19 protein-coding genes are annotated in these 25,224 nt (G+C 61.3%); 4 read left to right on the top strand and 15 right to left on the bottom strand.

The window, feature by feature from the left end; translation table 11 throughout:
- Positions 1–42: 42 nt before the first annotated feature.
- The 10 genes from D882_RS0111725 to D882_RS0111770 all read right to left on the bottom strand — a co-directional run bounded on the left by D882_RS0111725 (position 43) and on the right by D882_RS0111770 (position 13,263).
- Entirely contained in the window at positions 43–639 is a 597-nt protein-coding gene (locus D882_RS0111725; RefSeq protein ID WP_027923418.1) for a glutathione S-transferase, read from the bottom strand.
- Complete coding sequence (locus D882_RS0111730; protein WP_027923419.1) at positions 636–4,277, bottom strand: AAA family ATPase; 3,642 nt, start codon at positions 4,275–4,277, stop codon at positions 636–638. The genes D882_RS0111725 and D882_RS0111730 overlap by 4 nt, the downstream gene beginning before the upstream one ends.
- Positions 4,274–5,518 carry an exonuclease SbcCD subunit D C-terminal domain-containing protein gene (locus D882_RS0111735; RefSeq protein WP_027923420.1) on the bottom strand — a complete coding sequence of 415 codons (1,245 nt, stop codon included), beginning with the start codon at positions 5,516–5,518 and terminating at the stop codon, positions 4,274–4,276. The genes D882_RS0111730 and D882_RS0111735 overlap by 4 nt, the downstream gene beginning before the upstream one ends.
- 255 nt (positions 5,519–5,773) lie before the next feature.
- The gene (locus D882_RS0111740; RefSeq protein ID WP_027923421.1) at positions 5,774–7,414 is read right to left on the bottom strand and encodes a BatD family protein; all 1,641 of its coding nucleotides are present in this window, start codon (positions 7,412–7,414) and stop codon (positions 5,774–5,776) included.
- The gene (locus D882_RS0111745; protein ID WP_027923422.1) at positions 7,411–9,150 is read right to left on the bottom strand and encodes a tetratricopeptide repeat protein; all 1,740 of its coding nucleotides are present in this window, start codon (positions 9,148–9,150) and stop codon (positions 7,411–7,413) included. Before D882_RS0111745 ends, D882_RS0111740 begins: the two co-directional genes overlap by 4 nt.
- The gene (locus D882_RS0111750; RefSeq protein WP_027923423.1) at positions 9,147–10,226 is read right to left on the bottom strand and encodes a VWA domain-containing protein; all 1,080 of its coding nucleotides are present in this window, start codon (positions 10,224–10,226) and stop codon (positions 9,147–9,149) included. The genes D882_RS0111745 and D882_RS0111750 overlap by 4 nt, the downstream gene beginning before the upstream one ends.
- The gene (locus tag D882_RS0111755) at positions 10,219–10,713 is read right to left on the bottom strand and encodes a DUF4381 domain-containing protein (RefSeq protein WP_027923424.1); all 495 of its coding nucleotides are present in this window, start codon (positions 10,711–10,713) and stop codon (positions 10,219–10,221) included. The genes D882_RS0111750 and D882_RS0111755 overlap by 8 nt, the downstream gene beginning before the upstream one ends.
- Positions 10,710–11,654 (bottom strand): DUF58 domain-containing protein, encoded by a 945-nt coding sequence (locus D882_RS0111760; protein WP_027923425.1) that lies wholly within the window; start codon positions 11,652–11,654, stop codon positions 10,710–10,712. Before D882_RS0111760 ends, D882_RS0111755 begins: the two co-directional genes overlap by 4 nt.
- Before the next feature lie 5 nt (positions 11,655–11,659).
- Positions 11,660–12,619: a MoxR family ATPase gene (locus tag D882_RS0111765; RefSeq protein ID WP_027923426.1), complete on the bottom strand. Its 960-nt coding sequence runs from the start codon at positions 12,617–12,619 to the stop codon at positions 11,660–11,662.
- A gap of 287 nt (positions 12,620–12,906) precedes the next feature.
- A complete protein-coding gene (locus D882_RS0111770) occupies positions 12,907–13,263 on the bottom strand; it encodes a hypothetical protein (RefSeq protein WP_027923427.1) in 357 nt (118 codons plus the stop codon).
- A gap of 502 nt (positions 13,264–13,765) precedes the next feature.
- On the opposite strand from D882_RS0111770, the gene D882_RS0111775 reads away from it, so the two are divergent.
- Positions 13,766–18,667, top strand: coding sequence for an NAD-glutamate dehydrogenase (locus tag D882_RS0111775; RefSeq protein WP_027923428.1), 4,902 nt, complete (start codon positions 13,766–13,768; stop codon positions 18,665–18,667).
- A gap of 76 nt (positions 18,668–18,743) precedes the next feature.
- Here the strand turns inward: D882_RS0111775 and D882_RS0111780 are convergent, their stop codons facing one another.
- From D882_RS0111780 to D882_RS0111795, 4 genes are all read right to left on the bottom strand, one after another.
- A complete protein-coding gene (locus tag D882_RS0111780) occupies positions 18,744–19,454 on the bottom strand; it encodes a hypothetical protein (protein ID WP_027923429.1) in 711 nt (236 codons plus the stop codon).
- 228 nt (positions 19,455–19,682) lie between these two features.
- Positions 19,683–20,096: a cupin domain-containing protein gene (locus tag D882_RS0111785; protein WP_027923430.1), complete on the bottom strand. Its 414-nt coding sequence runs from the start codon at positions 20,094–20,096 to the stop codon at positions 19,683–19,685.
- 184 nt (positions 20,097–20,280) lie between these two features.
- Entirely contained in the window at positions 20,281–20,574 is a 294-nt protein-coding gene (locus D882_RS0111790; RefSeq protein ID WP_027923431.1) for an antibiotic biosynthesis monooxygenase family protein, read from the bottom strand.
- A gap of 123 nt (positions 20,575–20,697) precedes the next feature.
- A complete protein-coding gene (locus D882_RS0111795) occupies positions 20,698–22,131 on the bottom strand; it encodes a PLP-dependent aminotransferase family protein (protein WP_027923432.1) in 1,434 nt (477 codons plus the stop codon).
- 206 nt (positions 22,132–22,337) lie between these two features.
- Here D882_RS0111795 and D882_RS0111800 point away from each other — a divergent pair, with 206 nt between their 5' ends.
- The 3 genes from D882_RS0111800 (at position 22,338) to D882_RS0111810 (ending at position 24,480) form a co-directional block, all read left to right on the top strand.
- Complete coding sequence (locus D882_RS0111800) at positions 22,338–22,778, top strand: carboxymuconolactone decarboxylase family protein (protein ID WP_027923433.1); 441 nt, start codon at positions 22,338–22,340, stop codon at positions 22,776–22,778.
- 87 nt (positions 22,779–22,865) lie between these two features.
- Positions 22,866–23,786, top strand: a complete 921-nt coding sequence (locus D882_RS0111805) for a LysR family transcriptional regulator (protein ID WP_027923434.1) — start codon at positions 22,866–22,868, stop codon at positions 23,784–23,786.
- A 172-nt stretch (positions 23,787–23,958) separates the two neighbouring features.
- Positions 23,959–24,480 carry a GNAT family N-acetyltransferase gene (locus D882_RS0111810; RefSeq protein ID WP_027923435.1) on the top strand — a complete coding sequence of 174 codons (522 nt, stop codon included), beginning with the start codon at positions 23,959–23,961 and terminating at the stop codon, positions 24,478–24,480.
- 1 nt (position 24,481) lies between these two features.
- Here D882_RS0111810 and D882_RS0111815 read toward each other — a convergent pair whose 3' ends face one another.
- Positions 24,482–25,174, bottom strand: a complete 693-nt coding sequence (locus tag D882_RS0111815; RefSeq protein WP_027923436.1) for an aspartate/glutamate racemase family protein — start codon at positions 25,172–25,174, stop codon at positions 24,482–24,484.
- Positions 25,175–25,224 lie beyond the last annotated feature (50 nt).

A 25,224-nucleotide genomic window follows, 5' to 3' on the forward strand; every position in this document is an offset into this window, starting at 1 on the left:
GGACGCAGGCTTCGCCAGCGACTACGGGGATCGGGGGTGTGCTTACTTCTTCATCACGCCGGTAAACAGGTCCGACTCCAGAAACCGCTGCAACCAGTTCTGCAACCGCGCATAAGGCGTCTGCGCGAACCACTCGCGATCCACGTGGGCGAACTGCCGAACGAACGGCATCAACGCTACATCCGCCAGGCTTGGATGTGCTGCCAGCAAGTATTCGCGCCCCTGCAACCCTTCATCAAGCTGACGCAAAAACACCTCACCTTGCGCCCGATAAACCTCCATCGGCTGCTCGGGATAACGTTCGGCGTACTTGTAGTGATTCAAATGCACCTTGAACACTTGATCGTTTGTTTCGATCAGGGCGGCGATCTGCGCCTGCCCGGCGGGATCATCCTTGAGCAACCAGTCCTGCGGATCGTTGTGCGCCAACGCCCAGTGCATGATCGCCAGGCTTTCATCAATCACCCGGCCATCAGCGTTCAGCACCGGCACCGTGCCTTTGCTCGACAGGGCGAGCATCTCGGCGGGTTTGGCCTTGAGGCTGACCTCGACGATATCAACCGCGACCCCTGAGTAGCGCAGGGCCATGCGCGCACGCATGGCGTACGGGCAGCGGCGGAACGAATACAGCGTATTCATTTCACCTCCAGCGTACTCAGGCCGTTGCCCTGGCGATGAACCTGAATCTGCACCGGAATCCGTTCATGCATTTCCTGCACGTGGGAAATCACCGCGACTTTACGACCCTGAGCCTGCAAGCCATCGAGCGCGTCCATGGCCAGTTGCAGGGATTCCGGATCGAGGCTGCCGAAGCCTTCGTCGATGAACAGTGATTCGATTTTCAGCGTGCTCGAGGCCATCGACGCCAGGCCCAAGGCCAACGCCAGCGACACCAGGAACGTCTCGCCGCCGGACAACGAATGCACCGAGCGCAGTTCATCGCCCATCTCGGTGTCCATCACCAACAATCCGAGCATGCTGCCGCCGCGTTTCAACCGATAACGGCGCACCAGTTGGCGCAGTTGCACGTTGGCGTGATGCACCAGCAGGTCGAGGTTGTAGGCCTGGGCGATCTTGCGGAAGGTGTCGCCGGTGGCCGAGCCGATCAGGGCACTCAAACGCGCCCAGCGCTGATACTCGGTGTAGGCATCGGCAATCTGCTGTGCCAGCGCCTGATTGGCGTTTTGCCGACGCTGATCTTCGGCCTGTTCGGCGCGCAGCTCGGCGCAGCGGTGTTCGCTGGCGGCAAACAGGTTTTGCAGTTCGGCAAGCGCGCTAGCCAGTTGTTCGGCGTCGAGGTTGCCGTTGTGCTGCGCTTGATGGTTGAGCAGGCGCTTGTCGCGCTCCTGCAACAAAACCTTGGCCTGTTCGATGGCTTTTTCGCTGTGCTGCAATTGCTGGCGCAGTTCGCTGACCTGTTGGTCGTCGACGCTCAGCAACGCTTCCAGACCACCGTCATCCAGCTCCGGATGCAGCGCGCGCCAATCAGCAATCTTGCTGTTCAACTCGCGGTCTTCGGCTTCCAGTGCCAACGAGCGTTCCTGCAGGGCCTTGAGTTCGGCTGCCAATTGCACCAGGCGCGTGCGCACGGTTTGCAGTTCCTGATTGGCGGTCGATTCTGCGGTGCGTGCCTGTTCGACCGCTTGATCGAGTTGCTGCTGCCATTGCTCGGCACTGGCGTGTGCGCCCAACAATTGCGTCAGGGTCTGCTGACAGGCTTGCTGTTGCTCGGCGAGGGTATCGAACTGCTGCTTGGCAACTTCCAGTTGCTGAAGGCGCGTCTGCTGGCGGTCCTGTTCTTTCTCCAGCGTCTGCTGGCGTTGCAGCTGTTCGCTGAGTTCATCGCGTTGCTGGTCGAGTTGCTCCAGGCGCTGAGCAATCTGCCGGTCGAGTTGCATGAACGTCGCGGCGGGTTCGTTGCGCAAAGCCTCCAGCGTCTCGCTCGGGAGCAAGGTGCTGAACGCCGTCAGTTCTTCATCCAGACGCTGGCGATCGCTGCTCAACTCGCGTTGCTGAGTGCTCAAGTGCTGCGCTGCTTGCTGGCTTGCGGTTTCGGCGCTGCGCAGTTGATGCTGAAGGCGTGCGGCGTCCTGTTGCAAGGTGAGCAGGGCGGTTTGCCGCTGTTCGTCCTGGGTGATGCTCTGGTTCAACTGATGGTTTTGCTGTGTCAGCCAGGCATCGCGTTTGTTCATGTCCTGCGCCAGCAATTGTGCCGACAAGGGATGAGCGTCGAGGCTTGGCGTCAGGGCTTGTTGCTGGGTGGCGAGCTGCTCTTGCTGCTGTAACAGCTCTTTTTGCTGAGCGATCAAGCCACCGACTTCGCCGCGCAAGTCAGTGAGCTTGTCCTTCAGTTGGTCGACGACTTTCTGCGCGTTGGCCTGCTCGTTTTCATCATGACGACCGAGGCTTTGCAGCAGCGCTTCCGGCTGATGATAGGGATGGTCGGGGCTGCCACAAACCGGGCACGGTTGATCGTCCTGCAACTGCTCACGCAATTCTTCGACGCTGGCGCTACGGGCCAGACGCTGACGCTCCAGCAGTTCGCGGGTGACGGTCAGGGTCTGTTCGGCGACCGTCAGTTCGTTCCTGGTTTTTACCCCGTCCTGGGTCAGCCGATCCCGTTCTTGCTGAGCGGTCGACTGGCGTTGTTGAAGCTCCGCGCCACGGCTGTCCAGTTCCCGCTGCTGGGTCCATAGTCGTGTCAGCTCTTCGAAGGCTCGCAGTTGCTTGCGGTTGTCCTGCAACAGATTGCCGAGTAACTGGATCTGTTCAGCCACGGCCTCGGGCTCGGCGCCTGCCTCTTTGTAGAGCACTTCCAGCTGCTGCTTTTGCACGGCGAATGCTTGTGCTGCGCGTGTGGCGCTGTGCTCAAGGTCGGCCATTTCGGCCTGGCCCTTGTTCAGCCGATTGCCGATCAACATCAGCTGTTGCAGGCGATCGCGATAGGCATTCCACGCCTCGCTGAGCGGCGCCAGAGCGGCGCTTTGTTCAAGCTCGCCGGCGATGCGTTGCAGGCGTTCGGCGACGAGTTTCTGTTGGTCCAGCAAACCTTGAATCGTGTTCTGACCCTGAGTGCAGGCCAACTCGGTTTGCTGCTTGAGATCGGCGCTGAGGCTCGTGTCCTTGACCAGACGGGCGAGGGTGCTTTGCGCTTCAAAGGCCTGGCGCAGCAACGGCGCACTGTGGGTGTGCTGATGTTGCGCTTCGGTCAGTGCAGTGTGGGCGCTGCTCAGGCTCTGCTCGAGTTGCGTCTGGCGCTGCGTCAGTTCCTGTTGCTGTTGCGTGTGGTGCTGAATTTGTTCGGCCAACGGAGTGAGCTGGGCGGTGAGTTCGGTTTTGCGAGCGAATTGATGCCGTTGCGGGGCCAATTGCTCCAGGCGCGTCAGTTTCAGGCGTTCGCCGACCTGACTTTCCCAATGCTGCTGCGCGCCGCTCAATTGCTCCGTGGCGCTCAGTTGTTCGTCCTGCAACTGGCGCAGGTCTTTGAGCCAGGTGTGTTGCAGCTCAAGCTGCTTGAGCTGCGCCTGCTGTGTCTTCAGTTGTTGCTGCGCTTCATTGAAGCGTTCATCCAGTTCGGCGCGGGCTTCGGGCGCCAGCGGCGTCACGCCGGTGGCCTGGTCTTGCAACAGCTTGTGCGCTTCACGCGCCTCTTTGGTCTTGTCGAACGCACGGCGACCGAGCCGGGTGTACAACGCGGTGTCGGTGAGCTTTTCCAGCAGTTCGCTGCGTTCGTTGTCGTTGGCCTTGAGAAAGGCACTGAACTCGCTCTGGGCGAGCAACACGGCGCGGGTGAACTGCTCGAAATTGAGGCCCAATACGGATTCGAGCTGAGTTTTGAACTCGACTTTCTGGCTCGCCAGCAGTTGATCCTGATCGATGTCGCGCAAGCTCTGGCGACTGGCTTGCAACTTGCCGCCAGCCTTTTCCCGGGCGCGATTGGCTTCCCAGCGCGCGCGGTAGCGGCGACCGTCGATGCCGACGAAATCCACTTCGGCATAGCCTTCGCCGGTGCCGCGACGCAGCAGCGTGCGCGGGTCGCCGGTGCTGATTTCGCCATCGGCGTCCGGCGCTTTTGCGGACACCTGGGCATTGCTCAGACGCGGCACGGCGCCAAACAGGGCCAGGCACAAAGCATCGAGCAAGGTGCTTTTACCGGCACCGGTCGGCCCTGTAATCGCGAACAAACCGGCGCTGGCCAAGGGTTCGGCGGTGAAGTCGATCTCAAACGGACCGGCCAGGGAGGCGAGGTTCTTCAGGCGGATCGCGAGGATCTTCATGGTTGTTCGCGCTCCATCTGCACGTCTTGCAGCAACTCGGCAAAATCCTTCAGCGTTTGCTCATCGACCTCACTGCCGTAGCTGTCCTGCCAGGCGCGACTGAACAATTCCTGAGGTGTGAGCTGGTCCAGTTCCACCAGCGTGGTGCCGTCGTCGACGCCATCGCGGCTGCCATTGCCGGCGTATTCGGCGGCGATGCGCACCAGACGCACGGCTTTGCCTTGCAGGGCGGTTTCAACCTGATGACGCAGGTCGGGTTGTGGTTCGTCGAGTCGCACCCGGACTTCCAGCCACGGTTGGCGCTGGATGTCGGCCAGCAAATCGATGTTGGGCAGGTCCGCCAGTTGCAGGAGGATCTCTGCCAGCGGCGCCGGGCCGATGCGTTGCAGGTTCACTGCCCGTGGTATCAGTTTGGGTTCGACGCTGACCAGGGTTTCGCCGTCGAGGGTGACGTCGAGAATCTGATGCTGATAACCGATCTCGGAGAACGACAGCGGAATCGGCGAGCCGCTATAGCGGATGCGCTCTTCGCCGTTGACCTTCTGCGGCTTGTGCAAATGACCAAGGGCGACGTAGCTGATGCTGGGGCCGAACAGGCTGGCGGGCAAGGCCTCGGCGTTACCGATGATCAGGCTGCGCTCGGAATCTTCAGACACCGAACCGCCGGCCATGTGCGCGTGGCTGATGGCGATCAATGCCTGGCCAGGTGTGCGCTTGGCGTTGGCCGCTTCGATCAGCCATTCGTGAACCTGGCCAATCCCGCGCAGATAATTGTCGCCCAGCTGCGCGCCGGTGACTTCGGCAGGGCGCAGGAACGGCAGCGCCAGGCACCAGGCGGCAACCTCACCGCGCGCATCCGGTAACGGTAGCAACAGGCGTTCAGCATCCAGTTGACCGTCATCCAGCCACAACACGCGGCCGAGCGCATGGGTGCGCAGACGTCGCATCAAGGGCGCGGGCAGTTCGATTCGTGAGCCGGAATCGTGGTTGCCGGCGATCATTACGATGGTCAGCAACGGCTGCTGCTCGTGGGCGCTGACGATGAAATCGTAGAGGCGTTCCTGGGCTTTGACCGGCGGGTTGACCGTGTCGAAGATGTCGCCGGCGATCAGCAGCACATCGGGCTGGTCCAGCTTCAGCTGGCGCAACAGCCACTCGAGAAAACAGGCGTGCTCGAAATCGCGTTCCTGGCCGTGCAGATTCTGCCCAAGGTGCCAGTCGGAGGTGTGGAACAGACGCAAGGCGGACTCCGTTGCAAATAAGGTGATGGCCGCGTGGGGAATGAAGGCGGCTAAAGGGGAGGGAGTTTACTGGCAAACACCCCCGATGTGGCCAGCGACACCAAAACCCTGTAGCAGCTGGCGAAGCCTGCGTCCGGCTGCGCAGCAGTCGTAAAATCGGCACAGGCGGTATTTCAGATAGACCGCGTCAGCAGGATTTACGACTGCCTCGCAGCCGGACGCAGCCTCGCGCTGCTCGTCAGCTGCTTCAGAGGGTTATTTGGGGTAAAGGGGAGGCAGGCCGCTATCACCCACCGGGTCCTGGATCCGTTCGGCAATCGGGATGGCCTTGATCGCGCGCCACAGTTCTTCGCCTTGCCAGTGCTGGCCGGTTTCGCTGTAGAGCGCACCGTTCAAGCCGTCCAGCGCATCGGACAAGGGCACGAAGCGGGCGGCCATGTCGGCCAGGGTTTCCGGTTGTTGCCGCGCCCAGGCGTCGAGCGCCTGGCGGGTGGCGTGTGGATCGTTCGCCAGGCAGGCGCGCTTGAGGTCATCCAGTACGGTGCGCGGGCTTGGGCCGGTCTGCGTGGCACGCAGGATCGCCGGTTGCCAGCGCGCTCGCCACCAGAGGCCGAAGCCGAGCAGGGTGGTGCAGGCCAGGATCAGCGTGCTGAGTTTCCAGCGCCACAGGGTTTCGCTGTCCGCGGCGGAACCGACCTGAGGCATCCCGGTTGGTGTATCGACCTGCATGCTCGGATTATTCGCGACCTGCAGGGTGCGCGCCGGCAGGCTGCTGCGTTCCAGATGATCTTCGAAGGTGTTCCACCAGACCACGTCCACCGCCGGCAACTCGATGGCACCGCTGCGCGCAGGCACCAGGGCCTCACGGTCTTCACGACTGCCGATCAGGCCGCGTTCGCTGTTCTGGTTGCCCAGTACCGGTTGATCCGGGTAGCGCCGCAAGCCGTTGACGTCGGTGGCCGGCAGCGGTGGCAGTTGCGAACTGGCCAGGCCTTCAACCTTGAGGATCAGGCTGCGGGTCAGCGAGTCGCCGACCTGCGCGTGGTCCGGTTCCGGATTCCAGCTTTCGCTCAGGGTTACGCTGCGGGCCGGCAACCAGGGCAGATCGGCAGGGTAGGTGATCGGTTTGGCCTTGACCGTCAGCAACATTTGCGTGGAGCTGACGCGCATCAGCTTGCCGGATTTCGGCACTTGGGCGGCGGCGTCCTGCGCCGGCTGGGTGTCGACCAGTGTGGCGCTGAAGATCTGCGCCGGAATCGCCAATTCGCCACTGTGTTGCGGATAAATCGCGTAGCGCATTTCGATCACGCCATGGCGCAGACCGTTGATGACTTTCTCGTAGGTACGCGACTCGCCCAGCGGTTCGATGCGCGCATCGGGCACCTGCAACGGGGTCAGGCTGCTGTCGTCGTACAGCGACACCGAATGGTAGATGCGCAAAGTCAGGATCGCCTGGGCCTGCACGTACACACTGCTCTGGTCGAGGCTGGCGTCGATGAACACCGGGGCGAGTTTGGTCGCGGTGTTCTGGTCTTCGCTCTCGACCACTTGCAGCGTGATCGACTGGCTCTGCGCCTCGCCCAGTTGCAACGGCGGAATGGTCACGCTGCCGTTTTCCTTGGGCAGCAAGGTAATGATCCAGCGCGTGGTCGCGCGGTTGTCGCCACTGAGGGTGTTCAACTGGTTGACCTGTCGGGTGCCGCGCACTTCGAACAGCGGCTCCAGCGGGTTCAGGTCCGGCTTGCCGAACTGGGTGACGTCGCTGGATTCAAGGGTCAGCTCGACCGTCTCGCCGGAGTTCAGGCGACTGCGATCAACGCTGGCAACCAGCCCCTCTGCCTGTGCCTGAACGGCACAGCACAGCAGGGCGAGCATGAAGAGGGTGAAGCGGGTCATCGAGTTTTTCCCTGATCCTGATGTTGTTGCTGTTCGTACCAGAATTTGCGCCGGAGCAGTTCACCCGGATCATCCGGGATCTTGCGCAACCATTGCTCCAGTGCTTGAAGCTGTTCGCCTTCGATCGTGTCGCTGGTCGGGCGCGGTGGCGGCCGGGTGCTTTGCTCGTCGCCCAACTCGCTGCCCGGCACTTCATTGGCGCCCGGTTTCGGTGGCGAGGTGGCCTGTTGTTCGGCGTCCGGTGTGGTCTGTTGGACGCCGGTCTGCGGTTCACCTTCGCTCGTCGGTTGCGTGGCCGCGCCGGGCTGCGATTCTTGCGCGGCGGACGGTGCCTTGTTGTCGTCAGGCGTTTGGGGCTCTACCGGCGGCGGGGTGTTTTTCTGTTTGAGCAGACTCTCCACCAACGCTTTGTTGGTCAGGGCCGGGCGCAGATCCGGTTGCAATTCCAGCGCCTGTTCGTACGCATCCAGCGCAGCTTCCAGCTCACCGCTTTTGGCCAGGGCATTGCCTCGATTGTAGTGGGCGTGGGCGTCACTGCCTTGGGCAAACCGCTGGGCGGCGCCACTGTAGTCGCCGGCTTCATACAGCGCCACGCCTTGCCATTGCGGGTCCTGGAAATACTGCGCAGCCCTGGCCGGATGGTCTTGCCTGAGCAAGTGCAGGCCCCGTTGATCGGGGCGCAGCCACAAGTCTTCGAAGTCGAAGGCATAACTCGGTTGTGGCAGCGCCAACAGCAACGGCAGGCAGAACAGCCAGCCGCGCCGCCCGGCACACGCCGCCAGCAGCAACAGCGGCAGCAACAGCCAGTAACCCTGGTCGGCCCAGGTATCGAGACGCAACAGTTGTCCGTCATCGCGTAGCATGCGCGGGCCATCCAGCAGGCCCAGCGCACGCAGGTCGGCCTCGTCCAGTTGCGCCTGGCGATAGCGTCCGCCGAGATCATGGGCAAAAGCTTTAAGGCTTGAGTTGTCCAGGCGCGGCACCAGAATGGCGCCCTCGCTGTCCTTGAGGAAGCTGCCATCCTCCTGAGCCACCGGCGCCCCCTCGGCGGTGCCGATGCCCAGCATCAGGAATTCGGTTGAGTGACCGTCCAGAGCCTTATGGATGCCTTCGCGTTCCTGTTCGGTCAGGGTTGAACCGATCAGCAGGATCCGGCCATCGCCCAGGGCGCCCTGGCTCAGCAACGCAAGGGCCTTGCTCACCGCGAGGTCGGCGCGATGGCCGGCCTCGGGCATCAGCGACGGTTTCAGCGCATCCAGCAGGTTGCGGCTGGTCGACAGGTCATCCGACAGCGGCACCAACGTGTGAGCGCTGCCGGCGTAGACGACGATGGCCGTCTGGGCGTCGCTGCGCACCTCAAGCAGATCAAGGAGCTTGCGCCGCGCCTGCTCCAACCGGTTCGGTGTCACGTCGGTGGCGAGCATTTCCGGGGTCAGTTCAAGCACCACCACCAGCGGGTCGGCGGGCTTCTGACTGTTTTGTTCGACCCGTTGCCAACTCGGGCCGAGCAGCGCCAGCACGGTCAACACCCAGGCCAGGCCAAGCACGACCCACGGCAGTTTGCTGTCGCGTCCGTTGCCGCCGCTGAGCAGTGCGGCGTGAAAGGCCGGCGGCAGAATCATCTGCCAGCGCCCGGCACGCTTTTGCCGGTGCCAGAGTTGCCACAGCAGCCAGCCGAGTACCGGCAACAGCAAGAGCCACCACGGACGGAACCAGAACGGCCAGAGCGCGCTCATCGGCGTCTCCGCAGGCGCAGGCGTTTGAGGCGCTGGCGCCAGTCAGGCAGGGGCGATTGCAAGAACAGATCCTTGGTGAACAGGCGTTGCAACGGGTTGTGTGGCCAGCGCTCGCGCACCACTAACAGCATGCTCAGCAGCAGCGCCATGGCCAGCGGCCAGTGATACAACGCCTGCGCCGGGCGGGCCTGGGTCGGTTGTTGCGTTACGGGCTCGAGTTGGTCGAGGGTGTCCTTGATAATCTGCAGTTCGTTGCCGTCATGGGCGCGGAAGTACTGACCGCCAGTGGCTTCGGCGATGGCTTTCAGGGCCGGCTCATCGAGGTCCAGGCTCGGGTTCACGCCCAAAAAGCCCAGCGTGCCGCTTTCTTCCGGGTTGGCGCCAATGCCGATGGGGTAGATTTTTACCCCTTCGCTGGCCGCCAGTCGCGCGGCGGTCAATGGGTCGATTTCACCGCCGTTGTTGGCGCCGTCCGTCACTAGAATCAACACGCGGCTCTGTGCCGGGCGCAGGCGCAGGCGTTTAAGGGCCAGGCCGATGGCATCGCCGATGGCGGTGTTCTTGCCGGCGATGCCGATCCGCGCTTCGTCGAGCCACACGCGCACGGTGTGTCGGTCAAAGGTCAGCGGCGCTTGCAGATAGGCCTGGCTGCCGAACAGGATCAGGCCGACCCGATCGCCATCGCGGCTTTCGAGGAAATCACCGAGCAAATGCTGCACCAGGCTCAAGCGGCTGACGTCCTCGTCCTGCCACTGCATGTCGGGGAAATCCATCGAGCCGGACACGTCCACCGCCACCAGCAAGTCGCGGCCACTGGCGGCAATCGGCAGCGGCTCACCCAGCCATTGCGGACGTGCGGCGGCGATCAGCAGCAACAGCCACAGCAGCATGAACGGTGCCTGCTGACGCCAGGCCGGCAGGTTCGCCCGGGCGCGGCGGCGGGCCAGGCCTTCGAGGTCATTGAGGAAGCTGACTTTGAGGGCCGGCTCGCCGCTGTCGGCCACTGGCAGCAAGACGCGCATCAGCCACGGCAAGGGCAGCAAGGCAAAGATCCACGGCCAGGCGAACTCAAACATGTTTGCGAATCCAGGTGTCGACGGCTTGGGTCAGGCCGGCAATGGCCTTGTCGTCGAGTTTGCATTCGGGTTTGTAGGCGCCTTCCACCAGCACCATCCAGCGGGTCAGACCGGCCGCCGGGCAGCGGTTGTCGAGAAAGGCCAGCCATTTGCGCCCGTTGAGGGTGTGGCTCTGGCTGTAGGGGTAGTGGTTGCGGCACAGGCGTTTGAGCAAGCCATTGAGCTGCTGCAGCCAGGCACCGGCCGGCGCGCCGTCGTAGGGCTTGGGCATTTGCGCCAGTTCGGCCAGCGCGGCGAGACGCACCGGGTCCAGCGGTTGTTCGGCGCGAACGATGGGACGTTTGCGCACGACCAAGTGGCGCATCCGCCACAGACCAAATCCGATCAGCGGCAGCACTGACAGCAACAGCCACCAGCCCGGCGCGGGCGGCCAGAATTCGATGGGTGGCGGGCTAATCAGCGGTTGCAGTTGATCGAGGCTGCTCATCGACCTTTCCCCGGTTTCTGTGGGTTCAGAAATTCGCGCAGTTGTTCGACCATCTCGCTCTGGGTGCTCAACGGCATCAGCAACACGCGCAGCTTCTGGGCGAGCAATTCCCAGCGGGCGATGCGTGCTTCGGCCTGGGCGCGATAGGTCTGGCGCAGGTCGAAATTCAGGGTGTCGAGTTCCAGTTGCGCGCCGCGTTCGGCGAAACGCAGCAAACCGGCGGCGGGCAGGGCGTGATCCAGCGGATCGGAGAGGGGCAGCAGCAACAGGTCGCAATGGCGCGACAGCAGGCTCAGTTGTTGCTCCGAACCCTCGGTCAAGGCGCGCTCGTCGCAGATCACGATCACCAGGCTGCCGGGGCGCAACACTTCCCGCGCCCGACGCAGGGCCAGGTTGAGGGAGTCGCGGTTCTGCTCGGTTTCGGTGTGCAGCGATTGATTGACCCGAACCAGCCGGTTGAGCAATTGCAGGAGGCTCTGTTTGCTGCGCCGCGGCTTGATTTCGTAATGCTCGTTGTCACCGAACACCAACCCGCCCACCCGGTCGTTATGACCCAGCGCGGCCCAGCCAATCAGGCTGGCAGCCTGAGCGGCGAGCACCGATTTGAACATCAGGCCCGAACCGAAAAACAACCGGCAACTTTGCTCGACCATGATGAAAATCGGCCGTTCGCGTTCTTCATGGAATAGTTTGGTGTGGGGCTCCTGGGTGCGCGCAGTCACGCGCCAGTCGATGGTGCGCACATCGTCGCCGGCCTGATACACCCGCACCTGGTCGAAGTCCACCCCGCGCCCGCGAAATTTCGAGTGGTGCAGGCCGATCAGCGGGCTGCGCTGGCTCGGCGTGGAAAACAACTGCACTTCCCGCACGCGATGGCGCATGTCGATCAGCTCGGCGAGGCTGACACGGATGCCCGGCTCGGGCGGCAGTAGGGCGTTCATCGGGGTCAAGCGACGGCTACGACGTCGAGAATCCGCTGGACCACCCGGTCCTGGTCGATACCAGCAGCTTCGGCTTCAAAGGACAGAATGATGCGATGGCGCAGCACGTCAAACAGCACGGCCTGGATGTCTTCCGGGCTGACGAAGTCGCGGCCGGCCAGCCAGGCATGCGCGCGGGCGCAGCGGTCGAGGGCAATAGAACCGCGAGGGCTGGCGCCGTAGGCAATCCAGTCGGCCATTTCCGGGTCGAACTTGCCCGGGTTGCGCGTGGCCATGACCAGTTGCACCAGGTATTCCTCCACGGCGTCGGCCATGTACAAACCGAGGATTTCCTTGCGTGCGGCGAAGATCGCCTGCTGGCTGACCCGGCGTTCCGGCTTGGTTTCGCCGTTCAGGGCTTCGCCACGGGCTTGCTGGAGGATCTTGCGTTCAACCGCGGCGTCCGGGAAACCGATTTTCACATGCATCAGGAAACGGTCGAGCTGCGCTTCGGGCAGCGGGTAGGTGCCTTCCTGCTCAATCGGGTTTTGCGTGGCCATTACCAGAAACAGCGGCGACAGTTCATAAGTGCTGCGCCCGACGCTGACCTGACGCTCGGCCATGGCTTCGAGCAGCGCCGATTGAACCTTGGCCGGGGCACGGTTGATTTCGTCCGCCAGCACCAGGTTGTGGAAAATGGGACCTTGCTGGAAGACAAAGCTGCCGGTTTCCGGGCGATAGATTTCGGTACCGGTAATGTCGGCAGGCAACAGGTCGGGGGTGAACTGGATGCGGTGGAACTGCGCTTCGATGCCTTCGGCAAGTTCTTTGATGGCCTTGGTCTTGGCCAGGCCCGGGGCGCCCTCGACCAGCATGTGGCCGTCGGCAAGCAACGCGATGAGCAAACGCTCGATGAGTTTTTCCTGGCCGAGAATCTGCGTTGAAAGAAAGGTTCGCAGCGCGAGCAGCGCTTCACGATGTTCCATCGATGACTGTTCCTGGAGAAGGTGGCCGAAGTCGTTCGAATAACGCTTGGGCTGGGGGCGTTACTTTAATCCATCGCGGGGGGCGGGGACTAACGGCATTTTGTGCAAAGTGCGGGAAATGGTTGGCGAAATTGTTGGATTTTTGTAGCAGGGGAGCGTTGAGGTGGCAGTTCTGGCCTCATCGCTGGCAAGCCAGCTCCCACAGGTTTCAGCGTTGAGCATGCGATTTGTGCAACACATCGACCACCGTGGGCGCTGACTTGCCAGCGATGAGACCCATCCAGACGCTATAAAACTTCGTTAATGAAGGTCCCGGTCCCGTCGAGGATGTTCTTCAGGGTCTCTACAACCTCATCCATATCCACCATATCCGGGTTGAAAGTGATCTCCAGCACATCGTTCCCGTTCAATGCATCGGCATCCGCCGCCGCAATCTCGATCTTCAACAGATTCGAACTCAGGGTGACTTTCACCCCATCCAGGGTCGAAGGCTCGCCATCCAGGGTGATTTCCAGTTCGTCCTCGTCCGGGTAGCGACTCATCAGGAACATGTCGCCCTCCTCACTGTGGCAGCAGAGCATGGCCATGTTGTCTTCCTCGTCATCGCAAGGGTTCACAATCAAGAGGGCGGTGGTCATTTGCATGGGAAATTCCTGGCTCGACGAGCGTGGTGAAGACGCATAAAGCGCAATTCTGCCAGCCCAACGGAATTTCTGCTCGGCTGAGTGTCAGAGCAGGGGCGTGGACACTTGGAGTGTTACTGGTCATTTCTGGTACGCAGGTGCCGGAAAACCGGGGATAAAACGCCCGTTTTTGCCCACGGCTGCTAGTGTTGTTCGAGGCGTGTGCCGCCAGTTGCGTACCGATGACCGAATATGTCGCAGCACCGCAAGCACGGGCCTCGCCGCACTCGTTAAGCTGCGCAACGGATGAGCACCTGTAAAGACATTGCGCTGTTCGCAGCCCAGTCGGTTTTGCAGATGCCCATTCATGGAAGGTGAATGTGACCTGAGTGTCTCGTCCAGCTTCACCCACCTGTCCCCTGTTTCCTCTGCCCGAGAATCAGGAACAGGGTGACGGATCGCCCCGAAAGGGGTTTTGCACGCGACGCTTCCATCAATAACAAGCCCAAGCGGAGTACCACAGATGGCGTTCTTCACCGCAGCCAGCAAAGCCGACTTCCAGCACCAACTGCAAGCGGCACTGGCACAGCACATCAGTGAACAGGCACTGCCACAAGTGGCGCTGTTCGCTGAACAATTCTTCGGCATCATTTCCCTGGACGAGCTGACCCAGCGTCGGTTGTCCGACCTCGCCGGCTGCACCCTTTCTGCGTGGCGCCTGCTTGAGCGCTTCGATCACGCGCAACCGCAAGTGCGCGTCTACAATCCCGACTACGAACGCCACGGCTGGCAGTCGACCCACACCGCGGTCGAAGTGCTGCACCACGACCTGCCATTCCTGGTGGACTCGGTGCGTACCGAGCTGAACCGTCGCGGCTACAGCATTCATACCCTGCAAACCACTGTGCTGAGCGTGCGTCGCGGCAGCAAGGGCGAGTTGCTGGAAATCCTGCCCAAAGGCACCCAGGGCGAAGGCATTCTTCAAGAATCGCTGATGTACCTGGAAATCGACCGTTGCGCCAACACCGCCGAGCTCAATGTCCTGAGCAAAGAGCTGGAGCAGGTACTCGGTGAAGTCCGCGTCGCCGTCGCCGATTTCGAACCGATGAAAGCCAAGGTCCAGGACATCCTCACCGGTCTGGACAACAGCCAGTACGCGGTCGACCCTGAAGAAAAAGGCGAAATCAAAAGCTTCCTGGAATGGCTGGTGGGCAACCACTTCACGTTCCTCGGCTACGAAGAGTTCGTGGTGCGCGATGAAGCCGACGGCGGCCACATCGTCTACGACCAGGATTCCTTCCTCGGCCTGACCAAACTGCTGCGTACCGGCCTGACCTACGATGACCTGCGCATCGAAGACTACGCCGTGAACTACCTGCGCGAACCGACACTGCTGTCGTTCGCCAAGGCTGCGCACCCAAGCCGTGTACACCGTCCGGCTTACCCGGATTACGTGTCGATCCGTGAAATCGATGCTGACGGCAACGTCATCAAGGAATGCCGTTTCATGGGCCTGTACACCTCTTCGGTGTACGGCGAGAGTGTGCGGGTCATCCCGTACATCCGCCGCAAGGTCGAAGAAATCGAACGCCGTTCCGGCTTCCAGGCCAAGGCTCACCTGGGCAAGGAACTGGCGCAGGTGGTTGAAGTGCTGCCGCGCGATGACCTGTTCCAGACCCCGGTCGACGAACTGTTCAGCACCGTGATGTCGATCGTGCAGATCCAGGAACGCAACAAGATTCGTGTGTTCCTGCGCAAAGACCCGTACGGCCGTTTCTGCTACTGCCTGGCCTACGTGCCACGGGACATTTACTCCACCGAAGTGCGCCAGAAGATCCAGCAAGTGCTGATGGATCGCCTGAAAGCCTCGGATTGCGAGTTCTGGACGTTCTTCTCCGAATCCGTGCTGGCCCGCGTGCAACTGATCCTGCGCGTCGACCCGAAGAACCGCCTCGACATCGACCCGGTTCTGCTGGAAAAAGAAGTGGTGCAAGCTTGCCGCAGCTGGCAGGACGACTACGCGAGCCTGGTAGTTGAAAGTTTCGGCGAAGCCCATGGCACCAACGTGCTGGCCGACTTCCCGAAAGGATTCCCGGCCGGTTACCGCGAGCGTTTCGCCGCCCACTCGGCTGTGGTCGACATGCAACACCTGCTGAGCCTGAACGAAAAAAATCCACTGGTGATGAGCTTCTATCAGCCACTGGGTCAGGTGTCCGGCCAGCGCATGCTGCACTGCAAGCTGTATCACGCCGACACGCCGCTGGCGCTGTCCGACGTGTTGCCGATCCTGGAGAACCTCGGCCTGCGCGTGCTGGGTGAATTCCCGTATCGCCTGCGTCACACCAATGGTCGCGAGTTCTGGATTCACGACTTCGCGTTCACCGCCGCCGAAGGCCTGGAACTCGACATCCAGCAACTCAACGACACCCTGCAGGACGCTTTCGTCCACATCGTGCGCGGCGATGCCGAGAACGATGCGTTCAACCGCCTGGTGCTGACCGCCGGCCTGCCGTGGCGCGATGTGGCGCTGCTGCGTGCTTACGCTCGCTACATGAAGCAGATCCGTCTGGGCTTCGACCTGGGCTATATCGCCAGCACCCTGAACAACCACACCGACATCGCTCGCGAGTTGACCCGGTTGTTCAAGACCCGCTTCTACCTGGCGCGCAAGCTGTCGGGCGATGATCTGGAAGACAAGCAGCAACGCCTGGAACACGCGATCATTGCCGCTCTGGACGAAGTCCAGGTGCTGAACGAAGACCGCATCCTGCGTCGCTACCTGGACCTGATCAAGGCCACCCTGCGCACCAACTTCTACCAGACTGATGCCAACGGCAAGAACAAGTCGTACTTCAGCTTCAAGTTCAACCCGCACCAGATTCCAGAGCTGCCGAAGCCGGTACCGAAGTTCGAAATCTTCGTTTACTCGCCTCGTGTCGAGGGCGTGCACCTGCGCTTCGGCAACGTTGCTCGTGGCGGTCTGCGCTGGTCCGACCGTGAAGAAGACTACCGCACCGAAGTCCTGGGCCTGGTAAAAGCCCAGCAAGTGAAGAACTCGGTCATCGTGCCCGTGGGCGCGAAGGGCGGCTTCCTGCCGCGTCGCCTGCCACTGGGCGGCAACCGTGACGAGATCGCGGCCGAGGGCATCGCCTGCTACCGCATCTTCATTTCGGGCCTGCTGGACATCACCGACAACCTGAAAGACGGCGCGCTGGTGCCGCCGGCCAACGTCGTGCGTCATGACGACGATGACCCGTACCTGGTGGTGGCCGCGGACAAGGGCACTGCGACCTTCTCCGACATCGCCAACGGCATCGCCATCGACTACGGCTTCTGGCTGGGTGACGCGTTCGCTTCCGGCGGTTCCGCCGGTTACGACCACAAGAAGATGGGCATCACCGCCAAAGGCGCATGGGTCGGCGTTCAACGTCACTTCCGCGAACGCGGCATCAATGTCCAGAAAGACAACATCACCGTGGTCGGCGTCGGCGACATGGCCGGCGACGTATTCGGCAACGGCCTGTTGATGTCCGAGACGCTGCAACTGGTGGCTGCGTTCAACCACCTGCACATCTTCATCGACCCGAACCCGGAGCCGGCAAACAGCTTTGCCGAGCGTCAGCGCCTGTTCGACCTGCCGCGTTCGGCCTGGTCGGATTACGACATCAGCATCATGTCCGAAGGCGGCGGGATCTTCTCCCGTAGCGCGAAAAGCATCGCGATTTCCCCGCAGATGAAAGAGCGCTTCGACATTCAGGCTGACAAGCTGACCCCGACCGAGCTGCTCAATGCCTTGCTCAAGGCACCGGTAGACCTGTTGTGGAACGGCGGCATCGGGACCTACGTCAAAGCCAGCAGCGAAAGCCACGCCGATGTCGGCGACAAGGCCAACGATGCACTGCGCGTGAACGGCAACGAACTGCGCTGCAAAGTCGTGGGCGAGGGCGGTAACCTCGGGATGACCCAACTGGGTCGTGTCGAATTCGGTCTCAATGGCGGCGGTTCCAACACTGACTTCATCGACAACGCCGGTGGCGTGGATTGCTCCGACCACGAAGTCAACATCAAGATCCTGCTGAACGAAGTGGTTCAGGCGGGCGACATGACCGACAAGCAACGTAACCAGTTGCTGGCGAGCATGACCGACGAAGTCGGCAGCCTGGTGCTGGGCAACAACTACAAGCAGACTCAGGCTCTGTCCCTGGCTGCGCGTCGTGCCTTACCGCGTATCGCTGAATACAAGCGTCTGATGAACGATCTGGAAGGCCGCGGCAAGCTGGATCGCGCCATCGAGTTCCTGCCGAACGAAGAAGCGATCAACGAGCGCGTTTCAGAAGGCCACGGCCTGACCCGCGCCGAGCTGTCGGTACTGATCTCCTACAGCAAGATCGACCTCAAGGAGGCGCTGCTCAACTCCCTGGTACCGGATGACGACTACCTGACCCGCGACATGGAAACCGCTTTCCCGCCGACCCTGGTGAGCAAGTTCTCCGAAGCCATGCGCCGTCACCGTCTGAAGCGCGAAATCGTCAGCACCCAGATCGCCAACGACCTGGTCAACCACATGGGCATCACCTTCGTTCAACGACTCAAAGAGTCGACCGGCATGAGCCCGGCGAATGTTGCGGGTGCCTATGTAATAGTTCGGGATATCTTCCACCTCCCGCACTGGTTCCGGCAGATAGAAGCCCTGGACTACCAGGTTTCCGCTGACGTGCAACTGGAGCTGATGGACGAACTGATGCGTCTGGGCCGTCGCGCCACGCGCTGGTTCCTGCGCAGCCGTCGCAACGAGCAGAACGCCGCTCGTGATGTTGCGCACTTCGGTCCACATCTGGCAGCGCTGGGCCTCAAGCTCGACGAACTGCTGGAAGGCCCGACCCGCGAAGGCTGGCAGACCCGCTATCAGGCTTACGTCGCCGCTGGCGTACCTGAACTGCTGGCGCGCATGGTTGCAGGCACTACTCACCTGTACACCTTGCTGCCAATCATCGAAGCGTCGGACGTGACCGGCCAGAACGCAGCAGACGTGGCGAAGGCTTACTTCGCCGTCGGCAGCGCGCTGGACATCACCTGGTACCTGCAACAGATCAGCGCTCTGCCGGTTGAAAACAACTGGCAGGCCCTGGCCCGTGAAGCGTTCCGTGATGACGTCGACTGGCAGCAACGTGCAATCACCATCTCCGTCCTGCAACAGGGCGACGGCACTCAGGACGTGGAAACCCGCCTGGCGCTGTGGATGGAAGCGCACGAAGGCATGATCGAACGCTGGCGCGCGATGCTGGTGGAAATCCGTGCCGCCAGCGGCACGGACTACGCCATGTACGCGGTGGCCAACCGTGAGTTGCTGGACCTGGCATTGAGCGGGCAAGCGGTGGTGACCACCACTGGTGCCGTCAGCGAAGAGCTGGAGCCGGCGGCCTGATCAGGCGCTGAATGAAAAAAACCCGCATGGAGACATGCGGGTTTTTTTTTGCCTGATCGCGATGGGGTCATATGCCTTAATACAACTTCCGCCCCGAATTATTATCCAGCATCGATACTTTATCTGTCGGGCTGGTCAGTAAATTACTGAGCGACTGGTCAAACTTCTGCAGCGCCCTGACTTGCACATTCTGTTGCTCATTAATATCCGCCACTATCTCCGAGCTCGGTTTAAAGTCCGCCCACAGAGGCGTCAGCGCTTTAGCGTCATGCCCTTGTGCAGTACCAATATAGTTGAGATTAGCGTCGTAAAAGTCTGCACTGACATCCGCCGCTATATCCGAACTTCGCGAGGTCATCAACTGGCTGCGGCTGTCGACAATCGCGACCACGTCCGGTTTCGCCGCCTTGAGGCTCTGCATGTCCGGGTACACCGTGACCGAGCCGAACTGGCGCTGCAACGAGGCCTTGACCCAATCCACGGCCAGGTCGGGTTTAGAGGTGGCGACGTAGGCGTCATGAATCGGCTGCACCAGCAAACTCTGGCCGAAACCGGTGCCCGCGTTGGCCTGGTAGTCCTGGAGGTAGGCGCGATTGGTCTGGGTGTTATGGCTGTAGACGATGCCAAGCGACACATTATGGCCATTAGGAATGCTCGTGGCATTGCTGCGGCCAACAGGCGCGGTAAAGATGCCGTCCAGTGAAGAGACCGCACTTGGCGCGGTGGGGATCGAGCAGCCTGATAAAACAACGGTCATCGTCAAGGTACTGACAAGCGCAAGTTTCATGGTGTTACTCCAGTGAAACAACTTGAGTTGGGAAGTTTGAGTGCCGGTAGGGGGCGGCGGTGATTCCAGACTAAACCTGTCTTCACAGAATTAAATAACCAATAAGCAGGCTTATCGTCAGTTCAATAGTTTTATTTGGTTTAAACAGGGTCGTTTGATTGCTTCAAGAAATAAAAAGGCCCGAAATCAAAGTTCGGGCCTTTTTATTTATGGTTGTACGTTCAGCCATCAGTTTTCCAGTGGGATCAACACTTTCTCGTCGGGCGACAACACCATGAACACCAGCAGTTTGGCGGGCTGGGTGGCGCTGGCGTTTTTCGAGACCAAATGTTCCGATCCTGCCGGCTCGTACCAGTATTGGCCGGCCTTGTAGGTGATCGCTTTTTCACCCTTCACCTGGGAGGTGATCGAGCCGAAAATGACATACGCCATGGCCGTGCCTTCATGCTTATGGGCAATCGAGGATTGGCCAGGCTTGTAGTCGACTTCAATCATCATGGCTTTTTTGCCAGGGACGTTTTTCAGCAATTGATCCTGCAGCACCGTGACCTTTTCTGAAGGGCCTTCGTGGGCGAGCGCGGTGACTGAGGCGGTCAGGGCGAGGACAGCAAGCGGGGCAGCAAGGAAACGCAAAGCTTTCATGGTTCAGTACCTGCGGTGGTTATCGTCAGCAACAACGATAGTCCGCAGGGTGGACCAATCAAACAGCCAATATTCGGGAAGGTGAGGGGACCAATCCAGCCCCCGAATTACGTATGCCTTGTAGCAGCTGTCGAGCAACGCGAGGCTGCGTTCGGCGGCTGCTACAGAGCGGCTACAGGGTGCTTTAGCGGATCGGGAAGCTGTTGAAATCCACGGCGTTCGCCAGTTGATTGTCAATCAGGCCGATGAAGCCCTGGACTTCCGGGCAGTTGAAATGCGAGTGCATCGCCGCTTCCGATTGCCAGCGCGCGCTGACGGTCCAGCGGTTGGTGTCCTCGGGGCAGCGGTCGACCATATAGGAGTCGCAGCCCGGTAGTTCGCGCAGGGTTTCGACAATCTTTTGCAGTTGCTTGCCCAGTTCATCCGAGCGGCCTGCGGCAGCCTGCACCTGTACGGTATTGATCACTTCGTGGGACATTGCTCACACTCCTGAATCAGGCCGGACGAATCCTGCTCATTGAGGGATAACGCTTATGCAGGATAGGCCTGCAACCCCGGACCACCAATAGCCAATCGCCCGGTAAAGGCGCAGACCAATCCGTCAGGCCACCTGCTGCAAAATGTCGCGCAGACGGTCCAGGGCGGTGTCGATGTCCAGCGTGTCAATGGCGCCAAAACCCAGCAAAAGCCCGTCCTGCGGCGCTTGCTGGAAGTAAAAGGCCTCGATCGAATAGAGCCCGACTTCGACCTTTTTCGCCAATTCAATCACCAGAGCCAGATCGATAGGCACTTTGCACATCACCACCATGTGGAACCCGGCCGTGGTCGGCACTGGCTCGAACCACGGCGACAGGTCGCCCGCCATGCGCGCCAGGATGCGTTCGCGACGCCCGGCATAGATCGTGTGGCAGCGCCGGATATGTTTGAGCAAGCAGCCTTCGGCGATGAATTTGGCCAGCGCCCATTGGGGCATGGTCGACGTGTGCAGGTCGGTGAGTTGTTTGGCGCGGATCACGGCTTCGAGAATCGCCGGCGGTAAAATCGCATAGCCGAGCCGCAACTCCGGCAGCAGGGTTTTCGAGAAGGTCCCGACGTAGGCGACGATCCCGCGCTCATCCATGCTTTGCAGCGAATCGGTAGGGCGGCCCTCGTAGCGAAATTCGCTGTCGTAATCGTCCTCGATGATGATCGCGCCCAGTTCATAAGCGCGCTCCAGCAGCGCCGCCCGGCGCTCCTGGCTCATCGGCAGGCCCAGCGGGAACTGATGGGACGGTGTGACGTAGATCAGCCGCGTACCAAGGGGGATTTTGTCCACCTGAATGCCTTCTGCGTCCACCGGTACGCCAATCACCGTGGCACCGTGAGAGCCAAACAACAGGCGCGCCGGCGGGTAACCGGGGTCCTCCATGGCGACGATGCTGCCGGGGCGCGTGATCACCCGGGAAATCAGGTCCAGCGCCTGTTGCGCGCCATTGCACACCACCACGTCTTCGTCCTGGCAATTGACCCCGCGCGAGAACGCGATGTGCCGGGCGATGGCGTTGCGCAACGCCGGCAGGCCCTCGGGCAAGCTATAGAAGCCCTTGGAACCGGCAATCTGGCGCAAGGCATGGGAGGTGCAGCGGCGCCAGTCATCCTGCGGGAACTGGCCCTTGCTGGTGGCGCCACCAATGAAGTCATAACGCAACGAGCCTTCCAGCGTCGGGTGCCGCAGGAATACGGGCAGCTGGCGCCAGGATTCGATGACCTCAAAACTCGCCAGTTCGGAATGGCTTTGTTTGCGGTCGATTTTCGAGGGGCGCGCATTCACGTAAGTGCCTTTGCCGATCACCCCGGTGAGGAAGTTTTCGTAGGTCAGTTGCGCGTAGGTGTCGGAAATGGTCTTGCGCGAAATCCCCAGCTGTTCGGCCAGCAAGCGGCTGGGCGGCAGCTGGGTCCCGGCGGCGAGGCGCCCGGATTCGATGGCGCTGCGCAACTGGTTGTACAACTGGCCCGTCAGGTCCTTGCGGCCGTTGATGACAACATGAAGTTCCATACCGGCGAGGCTCCTGCAGCGGTTGAGGCGCGTGTGCGTCGCGCCAGATTACCCGCATGCGCGGCCGTGCAGAAGTTGCGCAGGTGAAAAACCCGGGATTGGTCTGGCGCCGAGTGGTCCATGGTTATTTCGCCGAATTGGCTCTGTCACGTCGCGACCTCGACGACTACCGTGAAATTCACATCATCGCGTCACGAGGTCGCCCCATGAGTTCCCGCCTGGATTACTACAGCGCGTCGCCCAAAGCGATGAAAGCGATGATTGCCATGGAAGCCCTGACCAGCAACCTCAGTATTGAGCCCGCGTTGCTGCACCTGATCAAGATCCGCGCCTCGCAGCTCAACGGCTGCGCCTTTTGCACCGACATGCACTCGGTGGACGCCCGCCGCCTGGGTGAGACGGATCGGCGCCTGTATTCGATCGTCGTGTGGCGCGACAGCGGCTTTTTCAACCCTCGGGAACGGGCGGCGCTGGCCTGGACCGAAGCGGTGACGCTGCTCTCCGAAAGCCACGTGCCGGATGACGTTTTCGCGCTGGCGAGGGAGCAATTCAGCGAAGCGGAGCTGGTCGATTTAACGATTGCCGTGACCACCATCAACAGCTGGAATCGCCTGGCGGTGAGTTTTCGGCAAACCCCTGGCGGCTGAATCGATTATCCGCGCCGAGTGTCACATCAGGTTCATACACGCTGCGCAGGATGAGGTTTTCAAGGATAGATCGACAGGGAGTCACTGATGTCATTGATGGAATCCACCTATGCGGCCGGCATCGACCCGGTGCTGGCGCAGTCCTTTCGGGTGAGCGCCCGTTGCGGGTGCTTCATGCAGGCCGCTCGCAGCCTCAACATCAAATCCACGCAGTTGCGCAAACACCTGGCGCAGCTGGAGTCGCAACTGCAATGTTCGCTGTTCAATCATCAGGACAATGGCCTGGCCCTGAGTCGTGAAGGGTTGGCGCTTCAGGCGCAACTGATCGCGCTGGCCCATGAGCGCGATGCACCGGTGATCGAGCAACCGCTGATACGTCTGGCGGTGGCCGAGTCGATCCTGCATGACATCCTCGGCCGTGACCTGGTCGCCTTGTTGCGCCGCAACGCCAGCGTGCGCCTGGACATCATTACCCTCGACAGTGAGCTGAGCCTGCAAGCAATCAGCGCCGATGTGGTGCTATGGCTGGCCGGCACGGATTCGCCGCTGCCGGGGCCGAGTTTTGCGGTCAGCGAGCCGCAGCGACTGGCGCGTCTGGAGTATCTGCCGCACATCGCCAAACGCTATTCGCGGGTCGCGGCGCGGCCGGGCAGCCTCGATGACCTGGCCGACTTCATGCTCGTGCAGTGGCAGCATGACCGTCAGGTCGAGAGCTTTCGGCCATGGAACAGCGTGGTGGATCAGCGTCTGGCTGGCGTGGTGCAGTTGCATTCCTATGAACTGATGCTGGAGATGATCCGCTGCAGTGCCTGCATCGGGTTGTTGCCGCGCTACATCAGCCAATTCGACCGTGGTTTGATTGCGTTGCCTGAACTGTTCGAGCAGCCGATGCCGCGTCAGGTCTGGATGGCGGTGAATGCCGACACTCAAGGTCAGGCCGATGTGCAGATGATCGTCGAGCTGATCCACAACACCTTCAACGAGCGCCGGGAGTGGTTCGAGAGCTAACCACGGTTAACTGTAGGAGTGAGCCTGCTCGCGATAGCGGTGTATCCGTCGACATTTATTTTGAATGTTAGGCCGCTATCGCGAGCAGGCTCACTCCCACAGGGAATGTCGCCATATTCGGAGATAGCGTTGTAGAGTAAGCGGCCATGTCTGCCTCAAGGATGAATCACCCATGCCTGCCACCGATCCGGTCATCACCCTCGAACGTTTCAGCGAAGCCCACATCGAGGGCGTCACCGCGCTCTACAATGACCCGGCCATTACCCGTCAGGTCCTGCAAATGCCGTTTCAATCCACCGAGATCTGGCGCCAGCGCCTGGCCTCGGATAACGAGCGCCTGGTGAAACTGGTTGCGCTGCATCAGGGCACGGTCATCGGCAACATTGGCCTGGAACAATTCTCGCGGATCCGCCGCAGCCATGCCGGCAGTATCGGCATGGGCGTCGCGGTGGCATGGCAGGGAAAAGGCGTGGGTTCGACGCTGTTGGCGGCGGTGCTGGACATCGCCGACAACTGGATGAACCTGCGGCGGGTCGAACTTTCGGTGTACGCCGACAACGAAGCGGCCATCGGCCTGTACCGAAAGTTCGGTTTCGAGACCGAAGGCCTGCTCCGTGACTACGCCGTGCGTGACGGCCGACTGGTCGACACCCTGAGCATGGCGCGTCTGCGTCGCATGCCTGACACCGAGTGACTCAGTCGCCCAGTGCAAACGCCACCGCCGCCTGCGCATGCAGTTCGGTGGTGTCGAGCAGGGGCAGGGCGCTGTGTTCGGGTTTGATCAGCATGCCGATTTCCGTGCAACCGAGGATGATCGCCTGGGCGCCGCGTTGGGTCAGCGATTCGATCACCTGCTGGTAAACCTTGCGCGATGTTTCGCTGATCACCCCGACGCACAACTCGTCGTAGATGATCCTGTGCACGGCGTTGCGTTGCTCGGCTTCCGGCACCAGCACGGTCAAGCCCATCGCGCTCAGACGATCCTTGAGGAAGTCCTGTTCCATGGTGAACGCGGTCCCGAGCAACCCGACCTTCAGCGCACCGGCATCGACGGCTGCCTGACCGGTCGGGTCGGCGATGTGCAGGAACGGAACAGTGATCGCGGCCTGAATCTGTCCGGCCACCTTGTGCATGGTATTGGTACACAGCACCACACACTCGGCGCCGCCAGCCTCAAGCCCTCGCGCCGCGTCTACCAGAATCGCCGCCGCATCGTCCCAGCGCCCGGCATGCTGGGCCTGTTCGACAGGCCCGAAGTCGACGCTGTACATTAGCAACTGCGCCGAACGCAACGGCCCGAGCCGGTCACGAACCTGCTGATTGATGAGACGATAATATTCGGCGCTGGACTCCCAGCTCATGCCGCCGATAAGGCCGATGGTGCGCATGCGGTGCTCCCTGTGAATGGCTAACCTTGCGAGAGTATCCCGTGGATCTT

Source organism: Pseudomonas sp. URMO17WK12:I12 (assembly GCF_000514395.1).
GTDB classification, from domain to species: Bacteria; Pseudomonadota; Gammaproteobacteria; order Pseudomonadales; family Pseudomonadaceae; genus Aquipseudomonas; species Aquipseudomonas mucoides.